This is a genomic window from Gloeobacter violaceus PCC 7421 (genome assembly GCF_000011385.1).
Lineage (GTDB): Bacteria > Cyanobacteriota > Cyanobacteriia > Gloeobacterales > Gloeobacteraceae > Gloeobacter > Gloeobacter violaceus.
This window is the reverse complement of sequence record NC_005125.1, coordinates 3,223,136-3,247,457: the sequence shown is the minus strand read 5'-3', so window position 1 is coordinate 3,247,457 and position 24,322 is coordinate 3,223,136. Positions and strand designations below refer to the sequence as shown.

The following is a 24,322-nucleotide window of genomic DNA, read 5'->3' as shown; positions in this document are numbered from 1 at the left end:
CTAGGTAAAGAGCGGACCGGTGTCGGTGTAGAAGCGCACCCCACTCACCAACCCGGCCGCGTTGCGGTCGGTGAAAGCCACGGCCCTCAGCGTGATCGCCCGGCCGTCTGTGCGGGTGTAATGATTGAGCGCTTCGAGCACGAAGGCTGCGTCGGTTCCGTAAATGTTGAGCAGATCGTGCTCCAGGGTGCCGAAACTCGGCCAGTACTGGGAAAGCCCCTGCACAATGGTCGCCTTTCCCACCATCGGCGGGTCGTTGTTGGAATACATGGTGCACTCGTCGGCAAGGAATTGCTCGTACTGTTGCAGATCCTTCGCATCGAGCGCCGTCAGATAGGTCAGGTACCACTCGTACGCAGTGGCAGAAAGCTGATTGGTTCTCAGGTTGCTTGTGATCATGGGTCTCCTGCCGGATCGGTGCCATGTCTGCCCATATGGTATGTCTTTTTCGGATGGGGCGACTGCGCTGCAGGAGGTGCCTGGAGAGCTGTTGAGCCCGATGGCGAACCTCACTACTTGAGGCCGAAAGAGGATCTGTCCTGGGGCAGTACCTTCGGCGCTTGTAAGTGGGCTTACTTGCTATTGAGGCGCAGTCAGCTTCCGGTACAAACGCCTGTTTCAAGGCGGCCGGGCGGTTTTCTGTCAAGCCGCTCGATGTCGGTGTAAGCCGCGATTCCGTGCGTCGCGGCAGTCTTCCTCTGCACGAGGCCAACCATGCTGCACATTTGCCGCCCGCTGCGGCCGCTAGGGTCCGCGAGTCCCCTCCTCGCCCGCCTGTCCCATCTGCCCCTGGTCGATGCGCCGTTGCTGCCGCAGTGCCGCAGTTGTGTGATTGTGCCGGTGCGCGACGAGGCGGAACGGATCGAGAGCACCCTCGCTGCTCTCGCCTACCAGATCGAACGGCCCGGCTTACCCCTCGATCCGCGCAGCTACGAAGTGATCGTGCTCGCCAACAACTGCCGCGACCAGACGGCAGACATCGCCCGCCGCTTCGCCGACGACCGGCCGCAGTTGCGCTTGCACATCGTCGAGCTGACCCTGCCCGCCGCCGAAGCGCACGTCGGCCGCGCCCGGCAATTGTTGATGGACGAAGCCTACCGGCGCTTCGCCGGGGCCGGCAAAGCCCGGGGGATCATTGCCTCCACCGACGGCGACACCCGGGTGGCTCTCGACTGGCTTGCGGCCACCGCCTTCGAGATCGACCGCGGTGCCGACGCCGTGGGGGGCCGCATCCTCACCGACGACAACGAGCGACAGGCTCTGGAGGCCCAGGCGCGCCGTTGCTTTTTGTACGACGTGGGCTACCAGTATCTGACGGCCCAACTGGAAGCCTGCATCGACCCGGATCCGCTCGACGCCTGGCCCCGCCATTACCAGCACTTCGGCGCCAGCCTGGCGCTCAGCGCCGAGGCTTACGCCCGGGCGGGGGGCTTGCCCGCCGTGCGCTCCCCCGAAGATGTCGCCCTTTACTGCGCCCTGCGGCGCATCGACGCCGGGATCCGCCACAGCCCGCTGGTGAAAGTGATCACCAGTGCCCGCCGCTATGGACGTGCAGGGATGGGTCTGGCCGCCCAACTGGCCGATTGGAGCACCGTGGGCGCCGGGCGCAAGCCGTATCTGGTCGAAGCGGTCGGCAGGACCGAGGAGCGCCTGGTCAATCGCATTCGGTTGCGCCAACTCTGGCGTCAGCCCCGCAGCCTGGCATCGACCGACGCAGAGGTTGCGGCACTGGCAACCCGATTGCGGGTGCCGTCGGAACGCCTTGCGGAGGAGTTGTCCGCTTGCCAAGCTTTTGGCTTGCTCTGGGAGCGGTTGAACCCCGAAGATCCCGCGAACGCCCCCAAAAGCGAGGTTGAAGAAGCGATCCGGCAGTTGCGCAGGCGCATTGTCCTCTGGAAGCAGGCGCTCAAATCCGCTCGTACAGGTCCAGTCGGTATTGCTCCTCGCGCCGCCCGAGGCGGTGGCTGAGCCCCGCGAGCGAGTCGAAGGCATCGTGCACTTCGTCGCCCCTGAGCGGGTAGTCCCTGGCAAAGGGCGTCCAGTGCACCAAAAGCAGTTGACCTCCGGGTTCCAGGTGCTCCAAAAGCAACCTCTGGGCCCGGCGCAGTTCACTCCAGGACCAGTAGTAGCCCACCTCCGAGACCAGGGTCAGATCGAACGGTCCGCTCGGGTAGCACTCGGGCACCCGCAACCGCTCGAAGCTTACCTGGGCGAGCGTCCGGCAGCGCGCGCGCGCCCGGGTGAGCGCCTTATCGCATACATCCACCGCCAGGAGCGCCTCGCAACGTTCGGCGAGGCGGGCGGTGAGCACCCCGATCGAGCAACCGATTTCAAACGCCGAGCGGTAGCGGGGCTTAGACAGGGCGTCGAGGGTCGCCGTGTATTTGGCATCCTCGTAGGGGCTGGTCTCGAAGTCCCAGGGGTCGGCGTTTTCGCAGTAGAGCGCTTCAAAGTACTCGGGCATCAGCGAGGGGCGTTCGGGTTGCATGGTGCCTCCAGGTAACATTCCCAGGGGCGCTCGAAGTGGGTGAGCGTCTCGGGGGTGAGCCGAAAACCTTCCGGGTCGTCGTCGATGAGATCGCTGGTCTGGGAACGGTGGGCGGCCACGGCGGCGCGTTTGAGCGCCAACACCGGGCCGATGGCGAGCCGCCAGATACAGACCTCGCCTTCCATCGGCCGGTGGAAACGTTCACCTTGCTCCCACAGCCAGATGGGGTATTCGAGGCTGCGTGCGAAGGCCGTGAAGCCGTCGCTCGCGCGGTGCATCAGGTTCCAGACGGCCCGGTGATCCGGATGCGGGTCGCGCCGCCAGGGCAGCACGACGGTCCGCACGGGCTCCAGCTGGGCCAGATAGCGGCGGCAACGGCCGAGCGCATCGGCAAAATCGGCGTCCCCCTCAAAAGGCACTGCGCCGTCCTTGAGGCCCAAAAACGTGACGGCGGCCGGGGCGACCCCCAGCACCGCAAGGGCGGCGCGCGCCTCCGCCTCGCGCAGGGCGCGCAGGGCCGCGGGTGGGTAGCGCCGGGAGTTGGGGTGGGAGCGGGTGCCGTCGCTCACCACCAGCACCCGCACAGGCAGGCCCAGACGGCGCAATAGGGCGATGGTCCCGCCGCAGCCAAGCGACTCGTCGTCCGGGTGCGGGGCGACCACCAGCGTCGAACCGAGGGCGGCGGCCGCCTCGGGCGGGTGCAGGGGAGTCTCGCCCAGGGCGGCGCTAGTGACGCCCATCGTGCCACAGCGCCTGAATGGGAGCGTTTTGTTCGATGACGTAGGTACCCAGTTGGGCAAGGGCCGCATCTGGGGCGGGCTGGCGCAAATAGAGCGTCAGATCCCGCACGATGCGCTCGACCGGGTGTGGGCGCAACAGACAGCGCGCCCCCACGGACTTGGCGGCCAGTTGCACGACCTCCTGACAGGCGGCTTCGACGGCGGTGCGCACCATGTTGGCGTAGGCCACCAACCCCTCGCCGCCGGCTGGCCCGGCCGGATTGTCCAACCACCGGTCGATGCGCTCGGCCGCCCCCTGCAACCACAGGCGTCCCCCTTCGACAGCGATGGCAGCGCGGGCCATGCGCTCGCGCTGGTAGGGGTGTTCTTGCCAGCCGCGGTTTCTCAGGTGTTCGCGGGTGCAGTCGAGCAGGGCCGCCGCTCCGCCCAACTGCACCGCTGCGAAGCGCACCACCCCGGCGGTCAGCCAGGGCTGGCGCAAATAATCGCCGCGAACGCCCAGCAGGGCGTCTTCTCCCAGCTCGATGCCCGAAAAATCGACTTTGAAGCTGGCCGAGGCGCGCATCCCGAGCGGTTGCCACCAGTCAGGATCGACGCGCCCCGTGTACAGTTCCATCGGAACGATCACCATCTGCCAGCCGCCGTCGGGTCGGGCCGCACCGATGATCGGCCGCTCCACCAACCCGGTGCCCGAGGCGAAGGTCTTAGCCCCCTCCAGGCGATAGCGGTCCCCCGGCAGCGGGACAATCTTCGTGCCGTCCTCGTCCTCGGTGTTCCAGACGTTGTAAATTTTGCCGCCGTGCACGGCTGCGGCACAGGCCGACTGTTGCTCGCGCGAGCCGAAAATCTGAATCAGCTGCAGGGCGTTGACGTGCCCCTCGTAGATGCGGCCCACCGCCAGGTTGCCCCGCCCGACCTGCTCCAGCACGCTCAGCAGCGCCAGCGTGCGGCCGGGGCTCACCCCGAGTCCAGCCCCGCCCAAAGACGCATCGAGGGGAACGGCCAACAGTCCCGCCGCTGCCAGCCGCCGAAATTCTTCGATCGGCACGGCGCCGTCTTCGTCGATGCGCGCGGCGTTGGCGGCGCAAAAATCGGCGACTTGCCCGGCTCGGGTGAGCGCTTCGCCCACCGACAGCGGCTCGCGGCCGACGGCCGCAGTGTTGAACAACAGCGGAGGGGTAATGTCTTTGCTCCTCTTCAACGGATGATAATCTCCATGGCAGATCATCGGGGAGAGCGCTCCGCCTGTCCTCCGCCCCTGGGGAGAAAACCACCCATTTTGCCCGCGCCGAAAAAGCCGTCTGCCGCCCCCGCACTGCAGGACTGGCAGACGGCCCTGCCTAGCTGACGTTTACTTCAGGATCTGGGGCTCGCCGTAGATGAAATCGTCCATGGTGACGACATCGTAGCCACGTTTGCCATCGGTTGCCGTGGCACTCGGGGCAATGTTGCCGCTGGTGATCCGGACCCGATAGATGCGCTTATTGGCAAAACTGGCGCCGATGAAGGCGAGGCTTTGCTGGTTGTTGGCTCCCTGCTGGAAGGGGACCGGCAGGCTGAGCAGCAGATTGTCCTTGGCGTCGTAGTAATCGATCTTGCTGGTGTTGGTGTCCACGTCGGTGAAGACGGCGCCAAAGGCGCTGACGGTGGCCGGCGTCTCGGTACCGGGAAGGAAGAAAAAGACGTCCGTGAATTTGCTGTCGATGGCCGTGAACAGCTTCTGGGGGCTGAAGATGCGAAATTCGGCGGGATAGGTGGGGTTGAGGTTGCCGAACAAGATGGGCGTGCCGGTGCCGTCATTGGCGCTCACCTGGAAGCCCTCGCCGGGAGTGGAAAAGACGACCCCACGGGCGGAATTGACATTAAAAAAGTCGGGCGGGAAGGCATTCGGAGCCGAAGAATCGTCCGGTACACCATCCCAGTTCACCTCGCGCCGACCGTCAGCAAACGAACCGCTGGCACCATTGTTGGCGCCGCCGATGTCGGCCCGGAACAAGTCGACTGCCGATTGAATTGCGCTGGCATCGGGTCCGGTTGCCTGACGGACAAGCGGGGCAGCCGAAGCGATAACGGGTGCAGACATCAGGGCGGCCAAGGTGACCGTAGCCCATCCAAAAAACGGTAAGGATTTCATACCTTTGCTTGCCTTCTCTCAATGTCGAAAGCAGACAGATAATTGATCGCCTTCCGGTTAAAAGGCTAAGCCGATGCTTGGTCTAGATTATCCATAGTAAAATGCGGAACCTGGCTTGTAGCCTAGAAATTAGCCGCATCACCTTCACAGTCGAATTCTTTATGCTCAAGCGGATGCTCTGAAACATCCGGCTTCCTGGAAGAGCTCAAACCATCGGCCATGTCGCCCGCCAGAAGCGCGGTCAAGCTTCTACTTTCGGGTACGCAGGCAGCTAGGGACCAAAAAAGAAAAACGCAAGCACCGCGAGAAAAAAGTTGAATTTTTCACGAATAAATCCCTTCGATTTTGTGCACTTTATCTCCGAGGCGGACCACGCCTGCCTGCACAACCCGCGCATAGATTCCGCGCAGGTGCAATTCTTTGCGCTCAGGAGCGTTGATAAATTGCAGCGCCGCTTTGCCGTATCGGGCGTTGAATTTTGAGCAGCCGGTGTGGGGCTTATCGGTGACTTCCAGGATCGCTTCGCCAACCGCAAGGCGCTGGCCAATCGGGATATTCACTTCACTTAGGTCCAGATCCACAATCAGGTTGTCCCCGACCAGGGGCATACGGTCCTCCTCCCCGGCGATCAGGCGCAGTACCCGCGCATTCATCAGCGACACCTGCGCCCGCGGATCCGGCGCGCGGCCGTTTTTGCCGAGCAACCAGCGATCCCCCGCGAGCCCGCCGTCGGGAGACAGATACACCTCAGAGCAGGTGCGCCGCTTTTCTTTGGGAAGCCGCGCGACGATCATCTCCAGAAGACCCGCGTCACGGGGAGAGTCTAGAAGCTTCGCGAGGGCCGCCTCGAACGCTTCGGTGGTGATGTGTGTGCTCTGCGTTTCCATCTGTCGGTTTCTCCTTGCGCGGTGCCGGCCGCCAACCAAAAATAGCCCCGGGCACCTGTGCCTGTCACCTATACGTCCCTGCACGAGCGATCGTGCCATGAAGTGCCAACTCGTTCTAAGAATGGCTGCCCTGAGCGGATGACATCCCGAGGCCATCAATTTCCGGGGGACACCTGGGGTACTTGGGTTCCCAGGTGCTTCTGAGGCGATGTCGTGTAGGTAACTTTCTTTGTACCGTCCGGAGCGTTTTTCGAGGGGAACATCAGCCTTCCAAACAGAAATCGCCCCACTCCCCGAAAGTTGATGGCCTCCAGGAAATTACCAGCCTCTCATAATTGAGATAACTCTTATAATGTTTATAAGAGTTATATAAGGCATCGACGATGGTTGGCAAGGAAGTAGTCACGGCGTACTCTGATGCCGAGTCAGCCCAGGCGATCCGCGAGATTGCCCGTGCGGAGTCGCGTTCGGTGGCGCAGGTGGCGGGGGCGGCGCTCAAGCTGTACGCACTGCTGAGCGGGGATGTGCGAAGCGCCCTGCGCGAACTGGAAGGAGATGAGGAGGCGTTCAGGCATCTGGTAAACCGGATAGCAGGGGTGGTGCGGGCTGATCGTTTCGATGCCGCGGCCCGCAGAGTGGCGCAGTCTTTGCCTGCAAATGCATCGGTTCCCGAGGATGAGGACGCCATCCTTGCGATGGCGGTGGACGCCGTGGACGGGCAGGGGATTCGTCCTTGAGCCAGAGGATTCCCCCGCCTGTGTGGCGGGTGTTGCTTGACCTCAATGTCTTTGTGGCCTACGTCCTCGGCTTAAGTAAGGGTCGGACGGATACGGCGGCGCAGTTTCTGGTGCAGTGCGTGCGGGACGGCTCTTGCGCTTTGGGTCCGCTGCAACTGGTCGTTTCCTGGGGGATGCTCAATCGCCTTGAGGTGGTTCTGATGCGCCTGGGCTACGACCCGGTCGCCTCCAAGGGGTTCGCCGAGGCGGTGGCAGAACTAGCCCGGTTGGGTCCATTCCAGGAATTCCCCAGTGTGACTCTTGGAGGGATGGGGGTGGTCGCCCTCAAAGACGAGGAGGACGCCCATGTGCTCGGGACTGCCGTTGCCGGACGAGCCAGAATACTCATCACAGCAAATTTCAAAGACTTCGACGCCGAATTGCTTCGGCTTGTGCCGGGCCTAGTCGGCGAAATCAAGCGCCCTGACCATGATTTACTAGTGGCACACCCGAAGATCGCAGCTCGTTGGTTTCGAGAGGGGAACATTGATTTTCGGTGAAGTGCTTGGCTTGGCTCTCACCTGAAAATAGGGCGTTGCATAATGGGCGAAAATGTTGTCATTACTGAGCTTCCAGGTCTTGACGAGGACTTTTATGAGGTCAATCAAAGCGAAACCGTTTGCCCTACCGGTGCTTCTTGTCGAAATATTCTCCATCGTGGTATCCATCTTGCTTGCTCTGGGAATCGACGAGTTGCGCGAGAATGCCAAAAATCGTCAGTTAGTTGATAAAGCATTAAAAAATATCAGAAAAGAAGTTCTCAATAACAGAAAAAATCTGCAAAAAGACTTTGTGGCTCACGAAGCGTTGCTGTCCGGTTTGAACAAGCTCGTAGACCTCAATGCCACCAAGGTCGACAGCGACAAGTTACTCAGCCCGAAGGTTGTGACGCTTAAAGAACTTGTCGACACGCTAAATGACAAAAAAGTGCGAGGGTTACCTTACACCGAATTTGACTCGATTGCCTGGAGGACGGCCCAAGCCTCCCAGGCTGTAGCCCATATGGATTATGAGACCAGGCTTCTTGTCGCAAATGTTTATGAAACTCAGGAGAAAGCCCTGGATTTCAGGAACCGGTGCGGTTCTAATCTTGTGAACCAGTATGCTCTCGGTCAGAAGAACTTATACTATTCAATATTTGCTGCGATTCCGTACTGCAACAATTTTGTCTCCAACGAAAGGCAGTTACTGAAATATAGCAATAATCTTCTTGAGGAAATAAAGTAAATTCCAGGCCCGAGCGGTCTCGAAAAAGGCCGTGTCGCACAGACGTTACCCGCCGCCGTCGCTGATGATTGCCGATGGCTGCCAACCGGTAAGTGCATTCTCTATCCCCAGAAGACAGGCGACAGCAGGTAATATTTTTTTGTCCTTCCTCCAGGCAATTGGTGACCGGTGGCCATGAAGCCGAAATCCTCTTTCTGGTTGATCCATCTGCTGGTTTTTGGTCTGTGCCTTCCTACCGCACCGCTGACCGCTGTGGCACAACCGGCAGCCGATCATCAAGCCGCCCGGTTGCTCAGCCGGGGTGACGTCAAACTGCAGCGCCAGGACTTTGCCGGGGCGATCGAGGAGTACAGCCGGGCCATCCGCCTCGATCCCGGTCATGCCCTGGCCTACAGCAACCGGGCACGGGCGCGGTTGAAACTGGGCGATCTGCAAGGGGTAATCGCCGATTGCACCGAGGCCCTCCGCCTCGACCCGGATCTGGCGGTGGCCTACGGCAACCGGGGCAACGCCCGCGCCGCGCTGGGAGATCGCACGGGGGCGGCGGCGGACTACTCAGAAGTGATCCGCCGCGATCCGAACAATGCCCTGGCGCTGCACAACCGCGCCCTGGCCCGCGCCGCTTTGGGAGATACCGCCGGGGCTTTGGGCGACCTCAAAAAGGCGGCCCAATTGGCGAAGGCCCAGGGAGACAGCACTTTGTACCGGTCGGCGACCAGCCGCATCCGCCAGTACGGCACCCCGACCGTCGCCTCTGTCCGTACTCCCAAAGCAACCGCCGTCCCCCGAAGCAGACCGGTCGCCAAATCCGCACCGACTGCCGAACCCGAATGGCAGCTGCGGGTGCCGATGGAGCCTAGACCCGTGCCTTTGATGCTGGGTCTGGGGATCGGCGAAGGGGGCGGGCCGGGACTTGCCATCGTCAACTGGGTGGCAAGCCAGACGCGCCATAGCGGTCTGCGCACCGGGGATCGTTTGGTGGCCCTCGACGGACGGGCCGTGGACAGCACCGCGGATCTCTCGGCGATGCTCAGGCGCCGTCGGCCGGGCGAGCAGGTCGCCCTCACCTACCGGCGCGGCGGCAGCGAACGGACGATGAACCTGGCGCTGCTCGATTCGGTGGTGCCGCTGGAGCCCGAGGAGCCACCCCGGCCGCTCGGTGCGCTGCCGGTCCTCCCGCCTTCTTCCCGACTGGAGGCTGAGCAGATCTTCGGCTGGGGAAACGTGCGGTCTGTCGAAGGACCGGATAGCGAACCCCTGGTTGTCGTCGGGCCGCTCGCAAGCGAAGCCGTGCTGCGGGAGCGGACAGGAGCACTCTTCCGGCGGTTGCAGCCTTCCGGGGTTCGGGCGCTTGCGGTCGAGGTGGAGGCGCCGGCGCAGCCCTGGCGGGCCGTGGTAAGCGAAACCGGGGTGCAGGCGCAGGCGGCTCAACTGCCCTGGCGCAGCGCGCCCGTGACGATCGAGGCCGGCACTTACCTGCCGGTGCAATTGGACTGGCCGGCCGACGGACCGCCGCCCAACGAAGGGCAGGACATCACAGGCAGGGTGCTCTACGACGCGCGCGACCGGCGGGGCATACCGCTTGTTCGGGCGGGCACTGCGGTACAGGGGCAACTCGTTCCGACAGCCCCGGTGGGAGTGCGGCTGGTACTCGCCAGTCTTGGCGCGAATCCCGTGGCGGCTGAATCGGAGGTGCTCCCGCTCAAAGAAGAGTTCGAGTTGCGTAGCGGCCTCTACGGTGGGGGCGACCTGTTCAACCGCTACTTTGCCACGGTCTACGACGGTCAGGTGGTGGGGGCGCGTCTGCGGGAGCCGGTGGTGCTGGAGGGAAATGCTCCGGGTAAACCGTCCGAGGCAACTCCTGCCCGCACAGCGGTAGTCGGAGAGTTGCTAAGCGGCAACCTGCCGGGGCGCCGCGATCCAAAACAAGCTCTCGCTTTTTATAACCAGGGTGTGCGGGCTGCTGCCGCCTCGCAATGGCAATCGGCGGCGGCGCTATGGCAGGCTTCGCTGATATTGTTGCCGTCGCAACCGGCGCGTTCCGCCCTGGGATGGGTCTACGAGCGAATGGGCCAGGAGCTGTTGGTACGGGGCGATGCGGCCACGGCGGCAGCCTGGCTGGAACTGGCTGTGCACCTGCGCCCCAGGAGCGTCAACGCTTCGAGGTTGCTGAGCGCCGCCTACGGCCGTCTGCTTGCAGCCAAAGCATCGGCCAACCGCTCGCCGGTCCAGCTGGCCTACTACCGTCATCTGGCCGCGCGCTTCGATCTTTCCATGGGCGAAGAACTGGGGGGCTCCGGTCGGCTGTTTGCCCGTGAGCCTGCCCGACCGACCACGGCGGACTACATCGATTCGAGCCTGGTGCGCGGTCAGGTGGTCCGCTTCACGCGCCTGCCGATTCGGCTCTATACCGGTGGCGCCCCCGAACCGGAAATGGCCGCCGCCGTCTGGCGGGCCGCCCTCAAATGGCAGACCGGCAGCGGCGGCGCGGTGCAGTTCATGCAGGTGGAAGACCCCCTCCAGGCGGATATCGCCGTGGTTTTTGTCGCGGCGGACCGCGAAGGGCGGGCGGGCCATGCCACCTTCACCGGTCTGGGCAACCGCATGCCCATGCTCAAAGTCACCCTCGGCCTCGGGCACCTGCTGGGCGAGCGACCGGGTGATTTGCCCGAGTACGTCCAGATGCTCGCGGTGCATGAACTCGGCCACGCCATTGGACTGTGGGGCCACAGCGACGACCCCGAGGACATCATGTATCCCGAGATGCGCGGTGTGCACGAACCGTCCGGGCGGGATCTGCAGACGCTCTGGCGTCTGTACGCCATGCCCGCCGGGATCACGCGGCCTTAGAGCGGACTTGCCATGGAGCCGTGCTGTGCCGTGGTTCGTTCAGGCCGACGCGCGGTAAAGAACACCCAAGGTGATATCGTCGCCGCTGCCGCGGCGGGTGATATCCTCCAGCACCGTCGGCAGTTCGGCGCGCAATTGGTCGATCCCCTGGGCGCGCAGAAATTGCAGATACTCAGAACCAATCGATTCGAAAGCCGCTTCAGTGCGGTAAGAGTTGGCGTAACCGTCGGTGGCAATCAGAATCAAGGTGGGGGATGGCGTCGGCCAGATGCACACACGCGTCTCCTCGGCCGCCTCCTCCAAACACAGCGAAGTGGTCTGGTTGAGAGCAAAACGGCGGTCGCGCTCAAAAGGACGGCTTGTGGCACCCTGTGCATCAACGCAGAGCATGTCTCCGTCCCCCAGTTGCACAAACAGCAGATACGCCTCGGTAACGAGCACCCCCAGCGCGGTCGAACCGTAGGCGGTTTCGGGACTGTGCTGCTGAAAGAAACGGGCGGCGGGACCGGCGGCGGCCTCCAGTTGCTGCCACTCGGCCTCGGTGACCGGCTTTTTTGCCAGGTGCTCCGCTACCATTTGCCGCCAAGTTTCCACCAGATGCACTCTGAAGTGGGCGTGGGCCACATGTTCGACTGCGGCCGGATCCGCCGGATCGGTGAGGGTGGCCGGGAAACTTTCGAGCGTGCTCGCCATCGCCTCGACCGCCAGGCGCGATCCTTTCTGGCTTCGGAAGTGGCGAATGCTGCCGTGGCCGTCGGCGACTGCCAAAATGGGCCGCTCGCCGGTGCGCCAGGTAATGGCGTCCTGGTTGGGCAGGCCGCTGGTGTAGTGGGATGCGCCGCGCACGGAGCAACCGGTGATTTGCCAGGTTTCGCTCATCATCGCCCTTGGGCTGAGACTGCCCCAGCCGGCCCGACGCTCCCCCACGAACGCGCCAAACACAATCGGCAACGAGTCGATCGTACCAGTATCGGACAGGGCCGCACCCCCTGCTTGAGCGGTGTTGCGGTGCGCGGTGGGGAGTGCCACCATTGATGGCGTTGCCGCGTCGAAGCGAAAAGATGGCCTATCTCTGGTTCAAAGCGTTTCACATCGTCGGGTTTGTCACCTGGTTTGCGGGGCTTTTTTACCTGGTGCGCCTGTTTATCTACCACGTCGAGGCGAACGAGCAGCCCGAAGCGGCCCGGGCCATTCTCAAAAAGCAGTACGAGATCATGGAAAAACGGCTGCTCAACATCATCACGACTCCCGGCATGGTGCTGACGGTGGCGATGGCCGTGGGCATGCTCGTCGTGCAGCCTGACTGGCTCAAAGCGGGCTGGCTGCACATCAAGCTGACCCTGGTGGTGCTGCTCATGGGCTATCACTTCTACTGCATGCGACTGCGCACGCAACTGGCGGCGGGCACCTGCCGCTGGGGTCCAAAGCAACTGCGCGCCCTCAACGAAGCGCCGACCATCTTGCTGGTGACCATCGTGCTGCTGGCGGTCTTCAAAAACGATCTGCCCACCGACGCCACCGCCTGGATCGTCTTCGGGCTGGTGATCAGCTTCGCTGTCACCATTCAGCTCTACGCCCGCAAGCGACGCCTGGACAAAGAAAAACAACTCGCTTCCCAAGGGGGCCAGCAATAAAAAAGGGGCCGGGGAGCATTCCCCGGCCCCTGAAGTCGCAATGGATTGCGCTTAAAGACCCTGCTTCTGCGCCTCGAACTCCTGCACTTTTTCGACCTGCTTTTTCTTGAGCACCAGCAGCAACTGGCAGATGAAGGCTGCCGCCAGAAAAGCCACCAGCCAGGTCACCCGCTGCGGATCTTGCAGAACGATGTCGCGCTCCTCCTGGCCGTAACCGCCGACGTTCGGGTCGTTGGTCAGCGGCTGGCCCGCCTTGATCTGGGCGCCCTGCTTGACGGTGTCGAGCAGTTTGGGGCCGGGAGGGATATTGACGATGCTCGCCTTGCCCTTCTCGTCGGTGATCGTCACCCGGGTGCCGTTTGTGTACTCGAAGTCGGTAGCCTCGGTGCCCAGACCGTACTGCAGCTTGTCGGTAAAGGTGACCCCCGTCTGGACGGCGCTAATCGTGCCTGCCACCGGGGCGTTGTACTGGGCGGTGTTGCTCGCCACACCGTTGGAGTAAACCTGGCCACGACCGCGGTTGGCGCCCACATAGACGCCGTACTTGCCGAAGTTGACCTTGGCGTCTTTGGCGTTCGGGTCGGGGGGTTTGACCGGCACGATAAATTCCTGCCCCGGCACCGTCGAGCCGTCTATCTGATTGATGATCAAAATATTCGAGCGCTCGGGCTTGTCGGCATAGAGAGGAGTCACCCCGCCGTACTTCTCGATCGACTCTTTGGCCTCGGCGCTCCACTCTTTCTCGTCGGCGACAGTAAAACCTTCCGGCAACTGAATGTAGGCGCCGATCTGCATCGGCGCCGGGCTGCCGTCCGCCCCCACCTGCTGGATTTTGGTGTCGTAGGGGACGTGGATTTTCAAGTCGAAAACCTTGCCGGGCAGCACCGACTGCGGCACTTCAATTTCGGTCGGCTTGACCGCCAGGTGGCAGTTGGCGCAGACGATCTTGCCCGAGGACTCGCGCGCTTCCTCGTAGCCTGCGGCAAAACTCGGCCAGGCCAAGGCGCTCTGCGGCACGCTCACCAGTCCTGCCAGCGCCGCCGTCAAGCCGAAGGCACCGGCTATCCATTGCTTTTTCATGCTTCGATACCCTCTGCGTTGCTTACTTCACCCAGTACGGATCCTTGTTGCACCACAAGTCGGTGCAGCGGAAGTCCTGCTCGGTCCAGGGTGCAATCAGCACCTTGTCATCGGAGACGGTGGCTTTGACCAACGCCAACGGTTGAGGCGCCGGACCGCGCTCCAGACCACCGTCGGCATTGTAGACCGATCCGTGGCAGGGGCACTTGAATTGCTTGGCGCCGTTGTCCCAGGGCACCACGCAGCCCAGGTGGGTGCACACGGCGTTGATTCCGAAATTGGCGATCTCTTTTTGATCGTTGATCACGATGTAGGTGGCGTCGCCGCCGTTGACATCGAGGCCCAGGGTGAGCACCGGCTCGCCCGGTGTCGCTGCGGCCAGCAGTTTGGAGACAGAAATGTCCTTGCCTTCTTTGTCTTTGGCGGCGACCCCCTCACCGCCGCCGGCCGTGGAAGGCGGCAGGAAGTACAGGACCACAGGGTAAAGAGTGGCTGCCGTCGTCGCTGCAATCGCTCCGCCGGTGACGAAGGAGAGCAACTGGCGCCGACTCATCGGAATTTCTTGGGCTGCGGATTCACTCATGGTTCTCCCTTATCGGGCTAAGCGGCAACATTAGGTCTTGAAAAGATATTAACGACCGATCGCCCTCAATGCGTACGATTGCTTAACAGAGATTAACACTTCTTTGCATGGACGCTCAGCGGTGGGTGGCGCGGCCGATCCCCGGGTAGGGACAATCCCGCTGGAGCTACAATCGCAGGATAAAATTTGCCGATAAACGGGATGACGGCCATGAAAAAAGCGCTGGTGGTCTTCTCGGGCGGTCAGGATTCGACCACCTGCGCCGCCCTCGCTTGCCGCGAGTACGACGAGGTGCACGCGGTCACCTTCGAGTACAACCAGCGCCACGCCATCGAACTGGAGAGTGCGCGGGCGGTGGGGCAGGCTCTGGGTCTTACCGGTCACGAATTTATCCGCCTGGGTCCGTTACTCAAGGGCACCAGTCCCCTGGTCAGCGACGCGCCCCTCGGGCAGTACGCCTCGGCGGCGGAACTGCCTGCGGGTGTGGAGCCCACCTTCGTGCCGGGGCGCAATATTTTGTTTCTCACCCTGGCGGCCAACCGCGCCTTTTGTCTGGGGACGGGCGACATCGTCATCGGGGTGTGCGAGGCCGATTTTGCCGGTTACTGGGACTGCCGACAGGTGTTTGTCGAGGCGATGGCCAGAGCCCTGGGCGAGGGCATTTACGGCGATGCGAATGCTATACGCATCCACACGCCGCTGATGCGTCTCACCAAGGCCGAGACTGTAAAGTTGAGTGTCGAAGTGTTGGGGGAGCGCTTTGAAGAAGTGCTTGCGCTGAGCCACACTTGTTATGCGGGGGTGCGGGGCGGCTGCGGCCGATGCCACGCCTGCATCCTGCGCGACCGGGGCTTCCGCGAGGCGGGGGTGCCCGACCCGATCTGGAAATTTCGCAAAGAGCCCGTCTCGCTGTGAACGCTGCTTCGACTGTTGTCAAACCCGTGTCCGCCCAAAGCATCCCGGTGCAGGAAACCTTTGGCCCTACTATTCAGGGTGAAGGGTACTGGGCGGGCGCTGTGGTCGATTTCATCCGCCTCTACGGCTGTCCGGTCGGGTGTCCCTGGTGCGATACAGGTTACGCAGACGGCGGCCCCCAACTGCCGCGCGCAGTGCGGACCTTTTCAGACTTGATTTTGGAGCTGAAGTCGCCGCGGGTGGTCATCTCCGGGGGAGAGCCGTTCATTCATGCAGCCCTACCGGCTCTGGTCGAGGCAATCGGCAGGACCGGCCGGGCCGTGGCGATCGAGACGTCGGGAGCCTTCTGGCAGCCGGTGCCCGATTGGGCCTGGGTGACCCTCAGTCCCAAAGAACACGTCTCGCCCCGCCATCCGGTGAACCCGCAGATGTGGCGGCGGGCCAACGAGGTCAAAATCGTGATTGCCGGCGGCGCGGAACTCGATGTTTACCGGCGCTTTTTGCCGCCGGGGGTGCCCGTCTCGCTGCAGCCGGAGTGGGAAGCGCGCGAGCGCACGCTGCCCTTGACCCTCGAACTGCTCAAGGCCCATCCCCGCTACCGGCTCTCGGTGCAGTTGCACAAATACCTCCAGGTGCCGTGATGCAGAGCGCTTACCTACAGGCGGTGCCGCCCGAAGAGCAGGTGCACCAGGGGGCCATCCGCTACGCCTACCGCATCGGGGCGCACTTTCGCCGCCGCCATGCCAATCCGCCTTTGTGGCACGACCGGCACGAGCACGATTTTGCGGTGACGCTCGACCTCGCTGCTGTGCGCCCGAGTACGGGTCTGTACGGCCTGGATATGGTGGCTTTGGAGCAGCAGTTGCAGCGGTGGGTCGCCGCCCTGCCGGAGGTGCTCAACGACTGCCCGCTCTGCCCCCACGGCACCACCGAGGAGTTGTGCCACTACTTCGCCACGCTTGCGCTGGAGCCGCACGTGAGCCTGCTCGCGGTGAGTGTCGCCGAATCGCCGGAGCGGGTGACGATTTTGCGTCTGGAGGCTCAGTAGCGAATGTTGCCCGTGATCGACACGGCCAGGCTGCAGCTTCGGCCCCTGGTGCTCGCGGATGAAGACGAACTGTGCGCGCTCTGGAGTGATCCGGAGGTGGTCCGTTATACCTCCGAGACGCCCCTCGCGCGCGAAGTCGTCCAGGAGATGACCCGGCGCTGGGTACAGTACAACCAGCATTCCGGCCACGGCGCCTGGGCCATTGCCGTCCGGGAGTCTGGGGCGTTCGCAGGGTATTGCTTTTTGAGGTTTTTGCAGGAGACTCCCGATACCGAACTGGGCTACGGCCTGGGTAAACCCTTCTGGGGCAGGGGCTACATGAGCGAGACGGTACGCGCCGTGCTCGACTACGGTTTGGGCATGGGCTTGACGCGCATCGTCGCTGCCGCTATGCCCGAAAATGTCGCCTCCTGGCGGGTGATGGAGAGATGCGGCATGCGCTACGAGGGAATCAAAGAGTACAAGGCCTCCTCGGGCAAGTGCTACATGGATAAGTACTACGCCATCGAAAGCAGCTTCGCCGCTATTGGTCAAACTCAGCCATAAATTGTCGGACAACGGCACTCTCGCCGACAATCTTCGCCTGCTCAAGCCATAGCGCCACCCGCTCGACGGGAAATCCAGCCAGCTCCCGACTGGTGGACTGCATCAGGTAGCCACCCTGCGGTTCCAGGCAAAAGACCTGCAGAGTCTCTCCGTTGTAGCGCCAGACTTCGGGCACCCCCAGGGCCGCGTAGATGGCCATGCGCAGCGAAGAGGGACTGGTGATGTCGACTTCCACCACCAGGTCTGGGGGAGGATCGCGGCGAAGATCGGTTCGCGCAACCCTTCGGATAGTGCTTTCGTTTTGGATGTAGTAGCACTCGTCCGGCTCGACACCGCGGGCCAGGTCTTCGCGCCTGAGGGTGAGGGAGCCCCGGCTGGCGATATCTATGTTCTGAAAGAGACTCCAGGTCTCGATCAGCCTCGCAATCAACTTTTTCGCCGATTCGTGCCGATCGAGTGGGCTCATGATCTCCAGGGTTCCCTGATCGTAGGCAAGCCTGGCCGCCCGTTTATCCCCCAGCACTTCCAGCAGATGCTCGAAGGTTTGCCAGGGCACATTGTGCAGTAGGACTCTTTGCTCCGCCGCCGGTCGTGTTTCCAACACCATTGCCTGCTTGCTCCGCAAGCGCATCACAGCCACCGTAGCAGCGAACTCTATGTCCAGCCGCGATAGAAACTGGCCCGCTGCCAGTTGCCCGCTGTGCGTTCAGTGATGCGCGCCTGCTGCTCGGCGGTAAGCGGCGCAAAATCGCGGGCGGCGGCGACGTTGGCTTCGAGCATGGCGACGCTGTCGCAGGCGATGATGCAGCAGGCCACCCCCGGCTGCGACAGTGCGTAGTGCATGGCTGCTTTGATGTCCAGATCCGAGAGGATCTGGCCGTAGGCGGGCACCTTCATGGCGATCACCCCGACGTTCTTCGCCCGCGCCACCGGCAGCAGTTTGCGAATAAACGAGTCGGCGTGGTGGATATCGACGGCGTTGACCACGGTGAGCAGGGCGTCGAAGGGGTAGCGCTCCAGCCAGTCGGCGAGCACATCGGTGCGGTGGTGGCCGGTGACCCCGGCAAAGCGAATCAGTTTTTGGGCTTTGGCTTCTTCGATGGCGCGAATGACGCCGTCTTTGGCGAAGGCTGGGGCGGTGTCGCGCTCGGGGAGCGAGGCGCGGTGCATCTGCCAGAGATCGATGTAGTCGGTGCGCAGGCGCTTCAGCGAGCGCTCCAGTTCGCGCCAGGCTCCGTCGCGGGTGCGCTCGTCGCTTTTGGTGGCCAGAAACATGCCTTTGCGGCGGCGAGCCACTACCTCGCCCAGGTACTCCTCGCTGGTGTCGTAGGTGGCGGCGGTGTCGAAGTATTTGATCCCCAGAGCAACGGCACGCTCAATGATTGCTATTGCTTCCTCCCGTCGGCCGTTGGAGAGCGGCGTACGCGTCGAAGCGCCCCCAAGACCCAAGAGCGTTACCCGCTCCCCCGTACGCCCCAAAATCCGCGCAGGAAGCGTGCCCACGGCGGCGGCGGGCTCACTGGCCCCGGCCGCGGCAGCCGCCGCAAACCCTGCGACGAGAAATTCGCGACGGTTCAGTTCTTCGGCCATGGCAGCCTCCGTACTCTCGTTCGATCCGACCACACAATGGAGAGGGTTTCCTCCATCCACCGATGCGTGTTCACCTCGTCGACGCCGAAAAGTTTGTCTATGTGCCCCCGGCTGCCGCCCATAACGCCCGGCAAGTCCTGATCAAACCCAACCTGGGCTACCCGGCAGGGCCGCCGGTGACGGTGGGTATGTCTGTACTGGGTGAGGTAATTGCCGGGATTCGCCGGGTCAACGGCTCTACGGAGATCTGGATTGTCGAAGGCGTTTGCCACCGGTTGGAGGCCGCGGTGATCGCCCGCAAATTGGGTCTGGACGCTTTGCTTACCGAAGGTGTGCACTTCCTGGACGCCGACAATCTGCCCTGCAAGCCCTATCCCAACCGGGCAAAAGTTCCCCAGCGCTTCGCCGAGCTGTGGGCGCCGCAACTGTTGGAAGAAGTCGATTGCCGCATCAGCGTCGGCGCCCTGAAGCGCACCGTCCTCAAGGACGCCGTGCTGATGAGTTGTGCCCTTAAAAATCTCTATGGCCTGTTTCCGCGCGAGCGCTACCGGGCGCGCAGTCCCCATGCGCGCGGCCAACTGCACCGCCCCGATGTGCACCGGGTTATTTGCGACGTGTACACAACCATCGGCATTCTCTTCGACGGCGCGGTCGTGGACGGGACGCAAAAATTTATCAGCAAAGACTGGCAACCCGATATCGGCACCCCCGCCCCCTGCGGCAAGGTGATCTGGGGAGATGACTTGCTCGCTGTGGATCGCGAAGCCTGCCGGTTGGCAGGCGAAGGGATGCCAGCTTATCTGGAGCTTATCGATTGGGCCCAGGCGGCAGCGGGCGGATAAAAGTCAGTCCAGAACGCCAGAGGAGGATCTCGCCTTCGGCGGTCTTCAGGCACAGACACTCGCCGTCCTGCCAGCGCAGGACGCCATTGAAGGCGTCTCCGGCCCGAGTGGCGATCGAGACGGGCGACTGGTCGCGGATGAGCTTTTGTAAGTAACGGGTACTCGGAACGGCGAGATCGAGAGTGCTCATGGAACGGCAGATTCCTACAGGACGGCGGCTGCCCGTTTGTACCCTTCGTCGAGAATCTCGCTGAGGGTGGGGTGGGTGTGCACCAGGTGCGCGAGCCGCTCGATGCGGTCGCGACCGGCGATGGCCTGGGCCGCCTCCGCCACCAACAGCGACGCCTCGGGGCCGATGATGTGGCAACCGAGCAGTTCGCCGGTGGTCTGGTCGTAGACGATTTTGGCCATCCCCTCGGTGTCCCCCTGGGCGATGGCCTTAGAATTCCCGCCAAAGTACGTCCGTACCACCCCAACTTTATAACCCTGCTCTTTGGCCTGGGGTTCGGTGAGTCCCACAAAGCCGATTTCCGGGTGGGTGAAGCAGGCGGCCGGGATCGAGCGGTAGTCGATCGTGCGCTCGTGACCCAGCATGTTGTCGACCGCGACGATCCCCTGGGCGGAGGCGGCGTGGGCGAGCATCATCTTGCCGGTTGCGTCTCCGATTGCCCAGAGGTGCTCGGCGGAGGTGGCCATGCGTCCGTCCACCGGGATAAAGCCCCTGGCCGTCTCGAGACCCACGGACTCCAGACCCAGGTTCTTGGTATCGGGAGTCCGGCCGCAGGCCACCAGCACCGCGTCGAACTGGAGTTGCTCGCCGGTCGAGAGTTCCACCGTCGCCGGTTGGCCGGGGGTGACTTTTTTGGCGAAGACGCCGACTTTGGTGTCGATGTCGCGGGATTTGACGAGCAGGCGGGCGGCAAGGCGGGCGATATCCGGATCGAAACCCGGCATAAGCCGATCGAGCGCTTCGATCATCGTCACTTTGGTCCCCAGGGCTGTGTAGACGTCCGAAAATTCGAGGCCGATGTAGCCTGAGCCGATGATGCAGATGTGCTCGGGGAGGTGTTCGAGGCGCACGCCCTCGTCGCTGGTGTAAACGGTCTTGCCGTCGGTGACAATCCCCGGCGGCACAAAAGGCTGTGAGCCGCTCGCGATGAGTACGTCGCGGGCGGTGAGCACCTGGACTTCGCCTCCGCCTTCGCCCGGGTCGATTTCGACCGTCTGGGAACCTTTGAGGCGGGCATGGCCGTGCAGGATGGTTACCCCCAGTTTCTGAAGGCTCTTGGTCAGATCCGCGCGGATTTTATCGACGACGCTCGCGGCGTGGTGGGCAATCTTGGCACGGTCGAAGCTGATTTCGCCGACGCTGATTCCCAGGTGTTCGCTCTCGCGCAGCACCCGGAGCCGGCCGGCGGCGGCGAGCAACGCTTTTGAAGGGATGCAGCCGCGGTTGATGCAGGTGCCCCCGAGGTCGCGGGCCTCGACCACAGCCACTTTGAGCTTGTGGGCCACCGCGTGCAGGGCCGCCCCGTGCCCGCCGACGCCACAGCCGATGATCAGCAAGTCGTAGTCGAATGCCACGGTCCATCCCCCAATGCAAACGTGAATTTATCCTACGCCAGGATGTCCAACGGCCGCTGCCGGGGTGAATAGGGATCTTTTTTGCCGGTATTGATTCGATGGATGGGTGCGGGCACTACGCGAGCGGATCGGCCTCGGCGATGGCGCGCAGGCCGCGCGGCGTGATATTGCGCACAACCACATCCTCGACATAGCCCCGACCGCTTTTGGTCTCGCGGGTGGGCGCAAAGGACAGTTCAATAAATCCGACATCCGCCAGAAACAACAGCCGCTCCGCCCGAACCTGAAAACCCGCCAGATCCCCGTTCTGGGGGCTGTAGATCGTCGGGCGCTTTTGTTGCTGGATGGACTTGAGCAGGTCGATCGTCATCTTGTCGAGGGCAATCATCTGTACTTCCCAACCTCTGGTGATGCAGGAGTGATCATTTAGGCAGTATATGCCTAGACATCTTTTTCGTAGTCGTGCTCAGGCGAACGGAGCGGCCAGCAAGATCAGGCGAGGGGCGCGATCGGTCGGCGGGTTGGCCCGGTAGTCGCCGTGGCGATCCAGCAGATAAAATCCGCACCCCTCCAATTCCGCTTCGACCCGGGGAGCCCCAAGCCGTTGCAGAGTGAGCATCTGGACCAACGTCACCGCTTGAGATCGCCAGGTATAGCGGATGCGGATCTGCTCGGCCTCGGCGGCAACCGCCGTGGACTTGTGAAATACCGCTCCGGTCTGCGGGTCGACCACCGTCCGTTCGCCCGGCAACTCGCCCGTGGCGAGCGCAGCGGCAGGATTGATCAGATCGAGCACCAGCAGGCCGCCCGCACGCAGATGGCGGCGGCAGCAGACCAGACAGGCGCGGCGATCCGCCTCGCTTTGCAAGAACCCCAGACCGGAGAAGGCGACGACGATGTTGGCGAACGTCTCCTCCAGTGCGAAGTTGCGCATATCGCCGACTTTCCAACGGACATTGTGAGTACGCCGGGTGCGGGCGCGGCGGATCATCGCCTCTGAGCAATCGATCCCCACTACCCGCCGACCATCCGCCGCCAAGCGCACAGCGAGCCTGCCGCTGCCGCAGGCCAGTTCCAGCACCGGACCGGGGGCCAGGCGCTCGGTGTAATAGGCCACATCGCCGTCAAAAGCGTCGTACTCCGCGTCGTAGAGGCGGGCAAGCAGATCGTCTTCGTAGTCGGTGCGCTCGATGGTCTGCTTGGCCATGGGCAGGAACCTGTGGGGTCGGTTAGGTTATCACTACTATTTCAGTTCAGCATCGAGTGCAGGCGATGAAACGAGCGGCAATCGGCACAGTCCTGCTGCTGCTGGCGGCGGGAAGCCTCCCTGCCCGGGCGGCGGAGGTGACGGTGCCCCTGGGGGCGCGGGCCGACAAAATTGAGGTGCTCTACACCAAGCAGGGGCCGATGGCCCTGGTGGGGCTGCTCGACGAAGAAGCCCTGGCGGTTGTGGACCTGACCAGCAAGCAGATCAAAAGCCGCACGCCTCTGGGTATCCGACCGCTGGTGGTGCGCCGTATCGGTGCTACCAACGTGGCGGCGGTGGGCGGTCCGGCCAGCGGCAACCTGGTGCTGGTGGACTTTGAGAAGCAGGAAGTTACCCGCCAGATCGACCTGGGGTCGGGCATTTTTGATATCGCCGTGGACGCGGAGCGGGGTCGCATCGTGGTCACCCACCCGGCGGCGGACCGCATTTCGGTGGTCAACCCCTCCACGGGTCAGGTGCGCATCTTTCCGATGCCGGGGCCGCCCCTGGCCGCCGCCATCCAGTCGGCCAACGGCAATTTGCTGGTCACCCTGGGTGGGAGCGATCCGCTGGGGCTCGCCATCGTCAATCTGGCCAACGGCGAGTTGCTTGCCCGCCTCAGAAGCGGCGCCACCCCCGAGGATATGGTGCTCGACTTGGTCCACCAGCAGGCGGTGGTGCTCAACTCCGGCAGCAACGATCTGACCCTGGTGCCCCTGAGCGCCACGGCCCGCACCGTGCGCACCGTCGGCCTCGACTGGCGGCCGAGCCGGCTGGTGCTCTCCCGAGACGGCCGCTACGCCTATGTGACCAGCGGCGAGAGCGACCGGCTGCAGATTGTCGATCTTGAAGCGGGCCAGATTGTCAAAAGCCGTCCCCTCGGGCGCCTGCCCACCGGCATCGTCCTGTTGGAGGACGACTCGCTATTGGTGGCTGAGGCGGGCACCCAGGCTCTGCGTCGCATCACCCCCGAGTCCTTTGCGGTGAGCGAACTGCCCCCATTGCAGCCGGGCTCGGTAGCCGGGGTGATCACCGACGTAGCCGGTAAGCCGATTACCAAAGGCGTGCTCAAAGTCGAAGGGCGCACGGTGCCGATCTTGCCCGACGGCTCGTTTCTCATCTCGAAGCTGCCCGCTGGTAAGTACCTGGTCGATGTGCAGGTGCCGGGTTTTCCGGCGTTTTCCGCCCGCCTGCAGGCGCGCGAGGGCTACGTGGTCACCGATGAAATTCGCCTGCCGCCGCGCTCGCAGGCCGAAAAAGTGGACGGCGTCGGCTTTATCGCCGATGTGCCCCAGTACTCGGAACTGCTCGCCCGCACCCTGGTGGAGCGGCTGGCGGGCAAAGAAAAGACGCGCAAGGTGATCTTGCTCAACGGGCCGCTCGGTCCGCATCCGGAATTCGTGCAACTGGCTTCGACAGTCCGCGATCTCAACTTGCTCGACCGCGACAACCGCTATACCGACGATCTGGAGAAACTGCAGACGATTGGCCGCAGCCTCGGTCTGCGCTACATCGTCGTCACCCAGGTCCAGTTCACCCGCGGCTACAACACCCAGGGCGATCCGATCATCAATACGCTGCTGCGCTTTTTTGTGCCGGTGTCGCTGCCCAATTTCAGCCCCAACCAGTTGCGCTCCCAGGCGGTGGCTGTCGTTGTCGACCTGCAGAAGGTACGATCAGGAGACAAAGCGATGCTGTTTAAGGCCGAAGATCGCGACGACACGGGCGGCCCGCCCCTGTTCGAAGAAGCGGCCGATGGGCTTTTCCGCCTCGAGGTCAAGCGCATGGCCGAGCAGATCGACAACCAGTGGAAAGAAAAAAGCCCGTTTATCAGCTAGGAGCACCCTGTGAGCAAAAACCAGTTCAGCATTGCCGAATTTACCGCCCGGGTGGAGCGGGTGGCAGGCCGGGTCGACCCGGTGCTGCGCGTCTCCCAGGCGGGTGCGGACATGGTGCTGGTCACCTACCCGGGTCTTGGCAAACACGTCTGGGTCAAAGCCGCCGACGAAGGCGAAAAATTCGTTGTCCTCAAGACCCGCACCGACGCTCCCCGCCCCGCCCACATGGGTGAAATCGGTGCGGTAGGCGAAGGGTTCCTAGCCGAGATCCTGGGCAACTACGTTGCCGAAGTCGGCAACCCCAGTCTCTAGGC

The 24,322-nt window shown here is 63.1% G+C and carries 28 protein-coding genes; 13 read left to right on the top strand and 15 right to left on the bottom strand.

The annotated features are described in order from the left end of the window. Positions 1 to 399, bottom strand: coding sequence for a nuclear transport factor 2 family protein (locus GLL_RS15745; protein ID WP_164929179.1), 399 nt, complete (start codon positions 397 to 399; stop codon positions 1 to 3). Positions 400 to 714: 315 nt separating this feature from the next. Between GLL_RS15745 and GLL_RS15740 the strand changes: the two genes are divergently transcribed. After that, positions 715 to 1,968 carry a glycosyltransferase gene (locus GLL_RS15740; protein WP_011143044.1) on the top strand — a complete coding sequence of 418 codons (1,254 nt, stop codon included), beginning with the start codon at positions 715 to 717 and terminating at the stop codon, positions 1,966 to 1,968. Here GLL_RS15740 and GLL_RS15735 read toward each other — a convergent pair. The 5 genes from GLL_RS15735 to GLL_RS15715 all read right to left on the bottom strand — a co-directional run bounded on the left by GLL_RS15735 (position 1,907) and on the right by GLL_RS15715 (position 6,249). Beyond that, positions 1,907 to 2,488, bottom strand: coding sequence for a class I SAM-dependent DNA methyltransferase (locus GLL_RS15735; RefSeq protein ID WP_011143043.1), 582 nt, complete (start codon positions 2,486 to 2,488; stop codon positions 1,907 to 1,909). The genes GLL_RS15740 and GLL_RS15735 overlap by 62 nt on opposite strands. Beyond that, positions 2,464 to 3,228 carry a PIG-L deacetylase family protein gene (locus tag GLL_RS15730; RefSeq protein WP_011143042.1) on the bottom strand — a complete coding sequence of 255 codons (765 nt, stop codon included), beginning with the start codon at positions 3,226 to 3,228 and terminating at the stop codon, positions 2,464 to 2,466. The genes GLL_RS15735 and GLL_RS15730 overlap by 25 nt, the downstream gene beginning before the upstream one ends. Next, positions 3,215 to 4,429 (bottom strand): acyl-CoA dehydrogenase family protein, encoded by a 1,215-nt coding sequence (locus GLL_RS15725; protein WP_197530021.1) that lies wholly within the window; start codon positions 4,427 to 4,429, stop codon positions 3,215 to 3,217. The genes GLL_RS15730 and GLL_RS15725 overlap by 14 nt, the downstream gene beginning before the upstream one ends. A gap of 150 nt (positions 4,430 to 4,579) precedes the next feature. Continuing rightward, complete coding sequence (locus GLL_RS15720; protein ID WP_164929178.1) at positions 4,580 to 5,311, bottom strand: hypothetical protein; 732 nt, start codon at positions 5,309 to 5,311, stop codon at positions 4,580 to 4,582. A 374-nt stretch (positions 5,312 to 5,685) separates the two neighbouring features. Then, complete coding sequence (locus GLL_RS15715) at positions 5,686 to 6,249, bottom strand: MOSC domain-containing protein (RefSeq protein WP_164929177.1); 564 nt, start codon at positions 6,247 to 6,249, stop codon at positions 5,686 to 5,688. Between the two features lie 383 nt (positions 6,250 to 6,632). On the opposite strand from GLL_RS15715, the gene GLL_RS15710 reads away from it, so the two are divergent. From GLL_RS15710 to GLL_RS15695, 4 genes are all read left to right on the top strand, one after another. Next, on the top strand, positions 6,633 to 6,986 hold the full coding sequence (locus GLL_RS15710) for a hypothetical protein (protein ID WP_011143038.1): 354 nt from the start codon (positions 6,633 to 6,635) through the stop codon (positions 6,984 to 6,986). Then, positions 6,983 to 7,525 (top strand): PIN domain-containing protein, encoded by a 543-nt coding sequence (locus GLL_RS15705; protein ID WP_164929176.1) that lies wholly within the window; start codon positions 6,983 to 6,985, stop codon positions 7,523 to 7,525. The genes GLL_RS15710 and GLL_RS15705 overlap by 4 nt, the downstream gene beginning before the upstream one ends. A 94-nt stretch (positions 7,526 to 7,619) precedes the next feature. Then, positions 7,620 to 8,252, top strand: a complete 633-nt coding sequence (locus GLL_RS15700; protein ID WP_164929175.1) for a hypothetical protein — start codon at positions 7,620 to 7,622, stop codon at positions 8,250 to 8,252. A gap of 174 nt (positions 8,253 to 8,426) precedes the next feature. Further along, a complete protein-coding gene (locus GLL_RS15695; protein ID WP_164929174.1) occupies positions 8,427 to 11,102 on the top strand; it encodes a tetratricopeptide repeat protein in 2,676 nt (891 codons plus the stop codon). A gap of 39 nt (positions 11,103 to 11,141) precedes the next feature. Here GLL_RS15695 and GLL_RS15690 read toward each other — a convergent pair whose 3' ends face one another. Continuing rightward, a complete protein-coding gene (locus tag GLL_RS15690) occupies positions 11,142 to 12,044 on the bottom strand; it encodes a PP2C family serine/threonine-protein phosphatase (protein WP_231848458.1) in 903 nt (300 codons plus the stop codon). A gap of 119 nt (positions 12,045 to 12,163) precedes the next feature. Here GLL_RS15690 and hemJ point away from each other — a divergent pair, with 119 nt between their 5' ends. Then, the gene (gene hemJ / locus GLL_RS15685) at positions 12,164 to 12,736 is read left to right on the top strand and encodes a protoporphyrinogen oxidase HemJ (protein ID WP_011143033.1); all 573 of its coding nucleotides are present in this window, start codon (positions 12,164 to 12,166) and stop codon (positions 12,734 to 12,736) included. A gap of 51 nt (positions 12,737 to 12,787) precedes the next feature. Here hemJ and GLL_RS15680 read toward each other — a convergent pair whose 3' ends face one another. Both GLL_RS15680 and GLL_RS15675 read right to left on the bottom strand, forming a co-directional pair. Next, entirely contained in the window at positions 12,788 to 13,816 is a 1,029-nt protein-coding gene (locus GLL_RS15680) for an apocytochrome f (RefSeq protein ID WP_011143032.1), read from the bottom strand. Positions 13,817 to 13,838: 22 nt separating this feature from the next. Beyond that, complete coding sequence (locus tag GLL_RS15675; protein ID WP_011143031.1) at positions 13,839 to 14,399, bottom strand: cytochrome b6-f complex iron-sulfur subunit; 561 nt, start codon at positions 14,397 to 14,399, stop codon at positions 13,839 to 13,841. 201 nt (positions 14,400 to 14,600) lie between these two features. Here GLL_RS15675 and queC point away from each other — a divergent pair, with 201 nt between their 5' ends. Genes queC through GLL_RS15655 form a run of 4 tightly spaced genes read left to right on the top strand, consistent with a single transcriptional unit; the run spans position 14,601 to position 16,908 of the window. Then, a complete protein-coding gene (gene queC, locus GLL_RS15670) occupies positions 14,601 to 15,314 on the top strand; it encodes a 7-cyano-7-deazaguanine synthase QueC (RefSeq protein WP_231848241.1) in 714 nt (237 codons plus the stop codon). Then, positions 15,311 to 15,955, top strand: coding sequence for a 7-carboxy-7-deazaguanine synthase QueE (locus tag GLL_RS15665; RefSeq protein WP_011143029.1), 645 nt, complete (start codon positions 15,311 to 15,313; stop codon positions 15,953 to 15,955). Before queC ends, GLL_RS15665 begins: the two co-directional genes overlap by 4 nt. Then, positions 15,955 to 16,362 (top strand): hypothetical protein, encoded by a 408-nt coding sequence (locus GLL_RS15660; protein ID WP_197530020.1) that lies wholly within the window; start codon positions 15,955 to 15,957, stop codon positions 16,360 to 16,362. Before GLL_RS15665 ends, GLL_RS15660 begins: the two co-directional genes overlap by 1 nt. Before the next feature lie 3 nt (positions 16,363 to 16,365). Beyond that, positions 16,366 to 16,908: a GNAT family N-acetyltransferase gene (locus tag GLL_RS15655; RefSeq protein ID WP_011143027.1), complete on the top strand. Its 543-nt coding sequence runs from the start codon at positions 16,366 to 16,368 to the stop codon at positions 16,906 to 16,908. Here the strand turns inward: GLL_RS15655 and GLL_RS15650 are convergent. Both GLL_RS15650 and GLL_RS15645 read right to left on the bottom strand, forming a co-directional pair. Then, complete coding sequence (locus GLL_RS15650) at positions 16,886 to 17,515, bottom strand: Uma2 family endonuclease (protein WP_231848240.1); 630 nt, start codon at positions 17,513 to 17,515, stop codon at positions 16,886 to 16,888. The genes GLL_RS15655 and GLL_RS15650 overlap by 23 nt on opposite strands. Before the next feature lie 47 nt (positions 17,516 to 17,562). Further along, positions 17,563 to 18,498 (bottom strand): aldo/keto reductase, encoded by a 936-nt coding sequence (locus tag GLL_RS15645; RefSeq protein WP_164929171.1) that lies wholly within the window; start codon positions 18,496 to 18,498, stop codon positions 17,563 to 17,565. 62 nt (positions 18,499 to 18,560) lie between these two features. Here GLL_RS15645 and GLL_RS15640 point away from each other — a divergent pair, with 62 nt between their 5' ends. Further along, positions 18,561 to 19,340, top strand: a complete 780-nt coding sequence (locus GLL_RS15640; protein ID WP_011143024.1) for a DUF362 domain-containing protein — start codon at positions 18,561 to 18,563, stop codon at positions 19,338 to 19,340. Here the strand turns inward: GLL_RS15640 and GLL_RS15635 are convergent. From GLL_RS15635 to GLL_RS15620, 4 genes are all read right to left on the bottom strand, one after another. Continuing rightward, positions 19,306 to 19,530, bottom strand: a complete 225-nt coding sequence (locus GLL_RS15635) for an Hfq-related RNA-binding protein (RefSeq protein ID WP_011143023.1) — start codon at positions 19,528 to 19,530, stop codon at positions 19,306 to 19,308. The two genes, GLL_RS15640 and GLL_RS15635, sit on opposite strands and share 35 nt — an antisense overlap. Positions 19,531 to 19,544: 14 nt before the next feature. Beyond that, positions 19,545 to 20,924 carry a dihydrolipoyl dehydrogenase gene (gene lpdA / locus GLL_RS15630; RefSeq protein ID WP_011143022.1) on the bottom strand — a complete coding sequence of 460 codons (1,380 nt, stop codon included), beginning with the start codon at positions 20,922 to 20,924 and terminating at the stop codon, positions 19,545 to 19,547. Between the two features lie 115 nt (positions 20,925 to 21,039). Further along, the gene (locus GLL_RS15625; protein WP_164929170.1) at positions 21,040 to 21,312 is read right to left on the bottom strand and encodes a hypothetical protein; all 273 of its coding nucleotides are present in this window, start codon (positions 21,310 to 21,312) and stop codon (positions 21,040 to 21,042) included. 78 nt (positions 21,313 to 21,390) lie between these two features. Next, complete coding sequence (locus tag GLL_RS15620) at positions 21,391 to 22,131, bottom strand: class I SAM-dependent methyltransferase (protein ID WP_011143020.1); 741 nt, start codon at positions 22,129 to 22,131, stop codon at positions 21,391 to 21,393. Positions 22,132 to 22,196: 65 nt separating this feature from the next. On the opposite strand from GLL_RS15620, the gene GLL_RS15615 reads away from it, so the two are divergent. Together GLL_RS15615 and GLL_RS15610 are read left to right on the top strand one after the other, a co-directional pair. Continuing rightward, positions 22,197 to 24,008 carry a YncE family protein gene (locus GLL_RS15615; protein WP_164929169.1) on the top strand — a complete coding sequence of 604 codons (1,812 nt, stop codon included), beginning with the start codon at positions 22,197 to 22,199 and terminating at the stop codon, positions 24,006 to 24,008. Between the two features lie 9 nt (positions 24,009 to 24,017). After that, entirely contained in the window at positions 24,018 to 24,320 is a 303-nt protein-coding gene (locus GLL_RS15610; RefSeq protein WP_011143018.1) for a hypothetical protein, read from the top strand. Positions 24,321 to 24,322: the final 2 nt, after the last annotated feature.

Bases quoted from the DNA above. Each gene is read 5' to 3' on its own strand.
- GLL_RS15745 (WP_164929179.1), bottom strand. From the start codon at position 399: ATGATCACAAGCAACCTGAGAACCAATCAGCTTTCTGCCACTGCGTAC.
- GLL_RS15740 (WP_011143044.1), top strand. From the start codon at position 715: ATGCTGCACATTTGCCGCCCGCTGCGGCCGCTAGGGTCCGCGAGTCCC.
- GLL_RS15735 (WP_011143043.1), bottom strand. From the start codon at position 2,488: ATGCAACCCGAACGCCCCTCGCTGATGCCCGAGTACTTTGAAGCGCTC.
- GLL_RS15730 (WP_011143042.1), bottom strand. From the start codon at position 3,228: ATGGGCGTCACTAGCGCCGCCCTGGGCGAGACTCCCCTGCACCCGCCC.
- GLL_RS15720 (WP_164929178.1), bottom strand. From the start codon at position 5,311: ATGTCTGCACCCGTTATCGCTTCGGCTGCCCCGCTTGTCCGTCAGGCA.
- GLL_RS15715 (WP_164929177.1), bottom strand. From the start codon at position 6,249: ATGGAAACGCAGAGCACACACATCACCACCGAAGCGTTCGAGGCGGCC.
- GLL_RS15710 (WP_011143038.1), top strand. From the start codon at position 6,633: ATGGTTGGCAAGGAAGTAGTCACGGCGTACTCTGATGCCGAGTCAGCC.
- GLL_RS15700 (WP_164929175.1), top strand. From the start codon at position 7,620: ATGAGGTCAATCAAAGCGAAACCGTTTGCCCTACCGGTGCTTCTTGTC.
- GLL_RS15695 (WP_164929174.1), top strand. From the start codon at position 8,427: ATGAAGCCGAAATCCTCTTTCTGGTTGATCCATCTGCTGGTTTTTGGT.
- hemJ (WP_011143033.1), top strand. From the start codon at position 12,164: ATGGCCTATCTCTGGTTCAAAGCGTTTCACATCGTCGGGTTTGTCACC.
- GLL_RS15680 (WP_011143032.1), bottom strand. From the start codon at position 13,816: ATGAAAAAGCAATGGATAGCCGGTGCCTTCGGCTTGACGGCGGCGCTG.
- GLL_RS15675 (WP_011143031.1), bottom strand. From the start codon at position 14,399: ATGAGTGAATCCGCAGCCCAAGAAATTCCGATGAGTCGGCGCCAGTTG.
- queC (WP_231848241.1), top strand. From the start codon at position 14,601: ATGACGGCCATGAAAAAAGCGCTGGTGGTCTTCTCGGGCGGTCAGGAT.
- GLL_RS15660 (WP_197530020.1), top strand. From the start codon at position 15,955: ATGCAGAGCGCTTACCTACAGGCGGTGCCGCCCGAAGAGCAGGTGCAC.
- GLL_RS15655 (WP_011143027.1), top strand. From the start codon at position 16,366: ATGTTGCCCGTGATCGACACGGCCAGGCTGCAGCTTCGGCCCCTGGTG.
- GLL_RS15650 (WP_231848240.1), bottom strand. From the start codon at position 17,515: ATGGTGTTGGAAACACGACCGGCGGCGGAGCAAAGAGTCCTACTGCAC.
- GLL_RS15645 (WP_164929171.1), bottom strand. From the start codon at position 18,498: ATGGCCGAAGAACTGAACCGTCGCGAATTTCTCGTCGCAGGGTTTGCG.
- GLL_RS15640 (WP_011143024.1), top strand. From the start codon at position 18,561: ATGCGTGTTCACCTCGTCGACGCCGAAAAGTTTGTCTATGTGCCCCCG.
- GLL_RS15635 (WP_011143023.1), bottom strand. From the start codon at position 19,530: ATGAGCACTCTCGATCTCGCCGTTCCGAGTACCCGTTACTTACAAAAG.
- GLL_RS15625 (WP_164929170.1), bottom strand. From the start codon at position 21,312: ATGATTGCCCTCGACAAGATGACGATCGACCTGCTCAAGTCCATCCAG.
- GLL_RS15620 (WP_011143020.1), bottom strand. From the start codon at position 22,131: ATGGCCAAGCAGACCATCGAGCGCACCGACTACGAAGACGATCTGCTT.
- GLL_RS15615 (WP_164929169.1), top strand. From the start codon at position 22,197: ATGAAACGAGCGGCAATCGGCACAGTCCTGCTGCTGCTGGCGGCGGGA.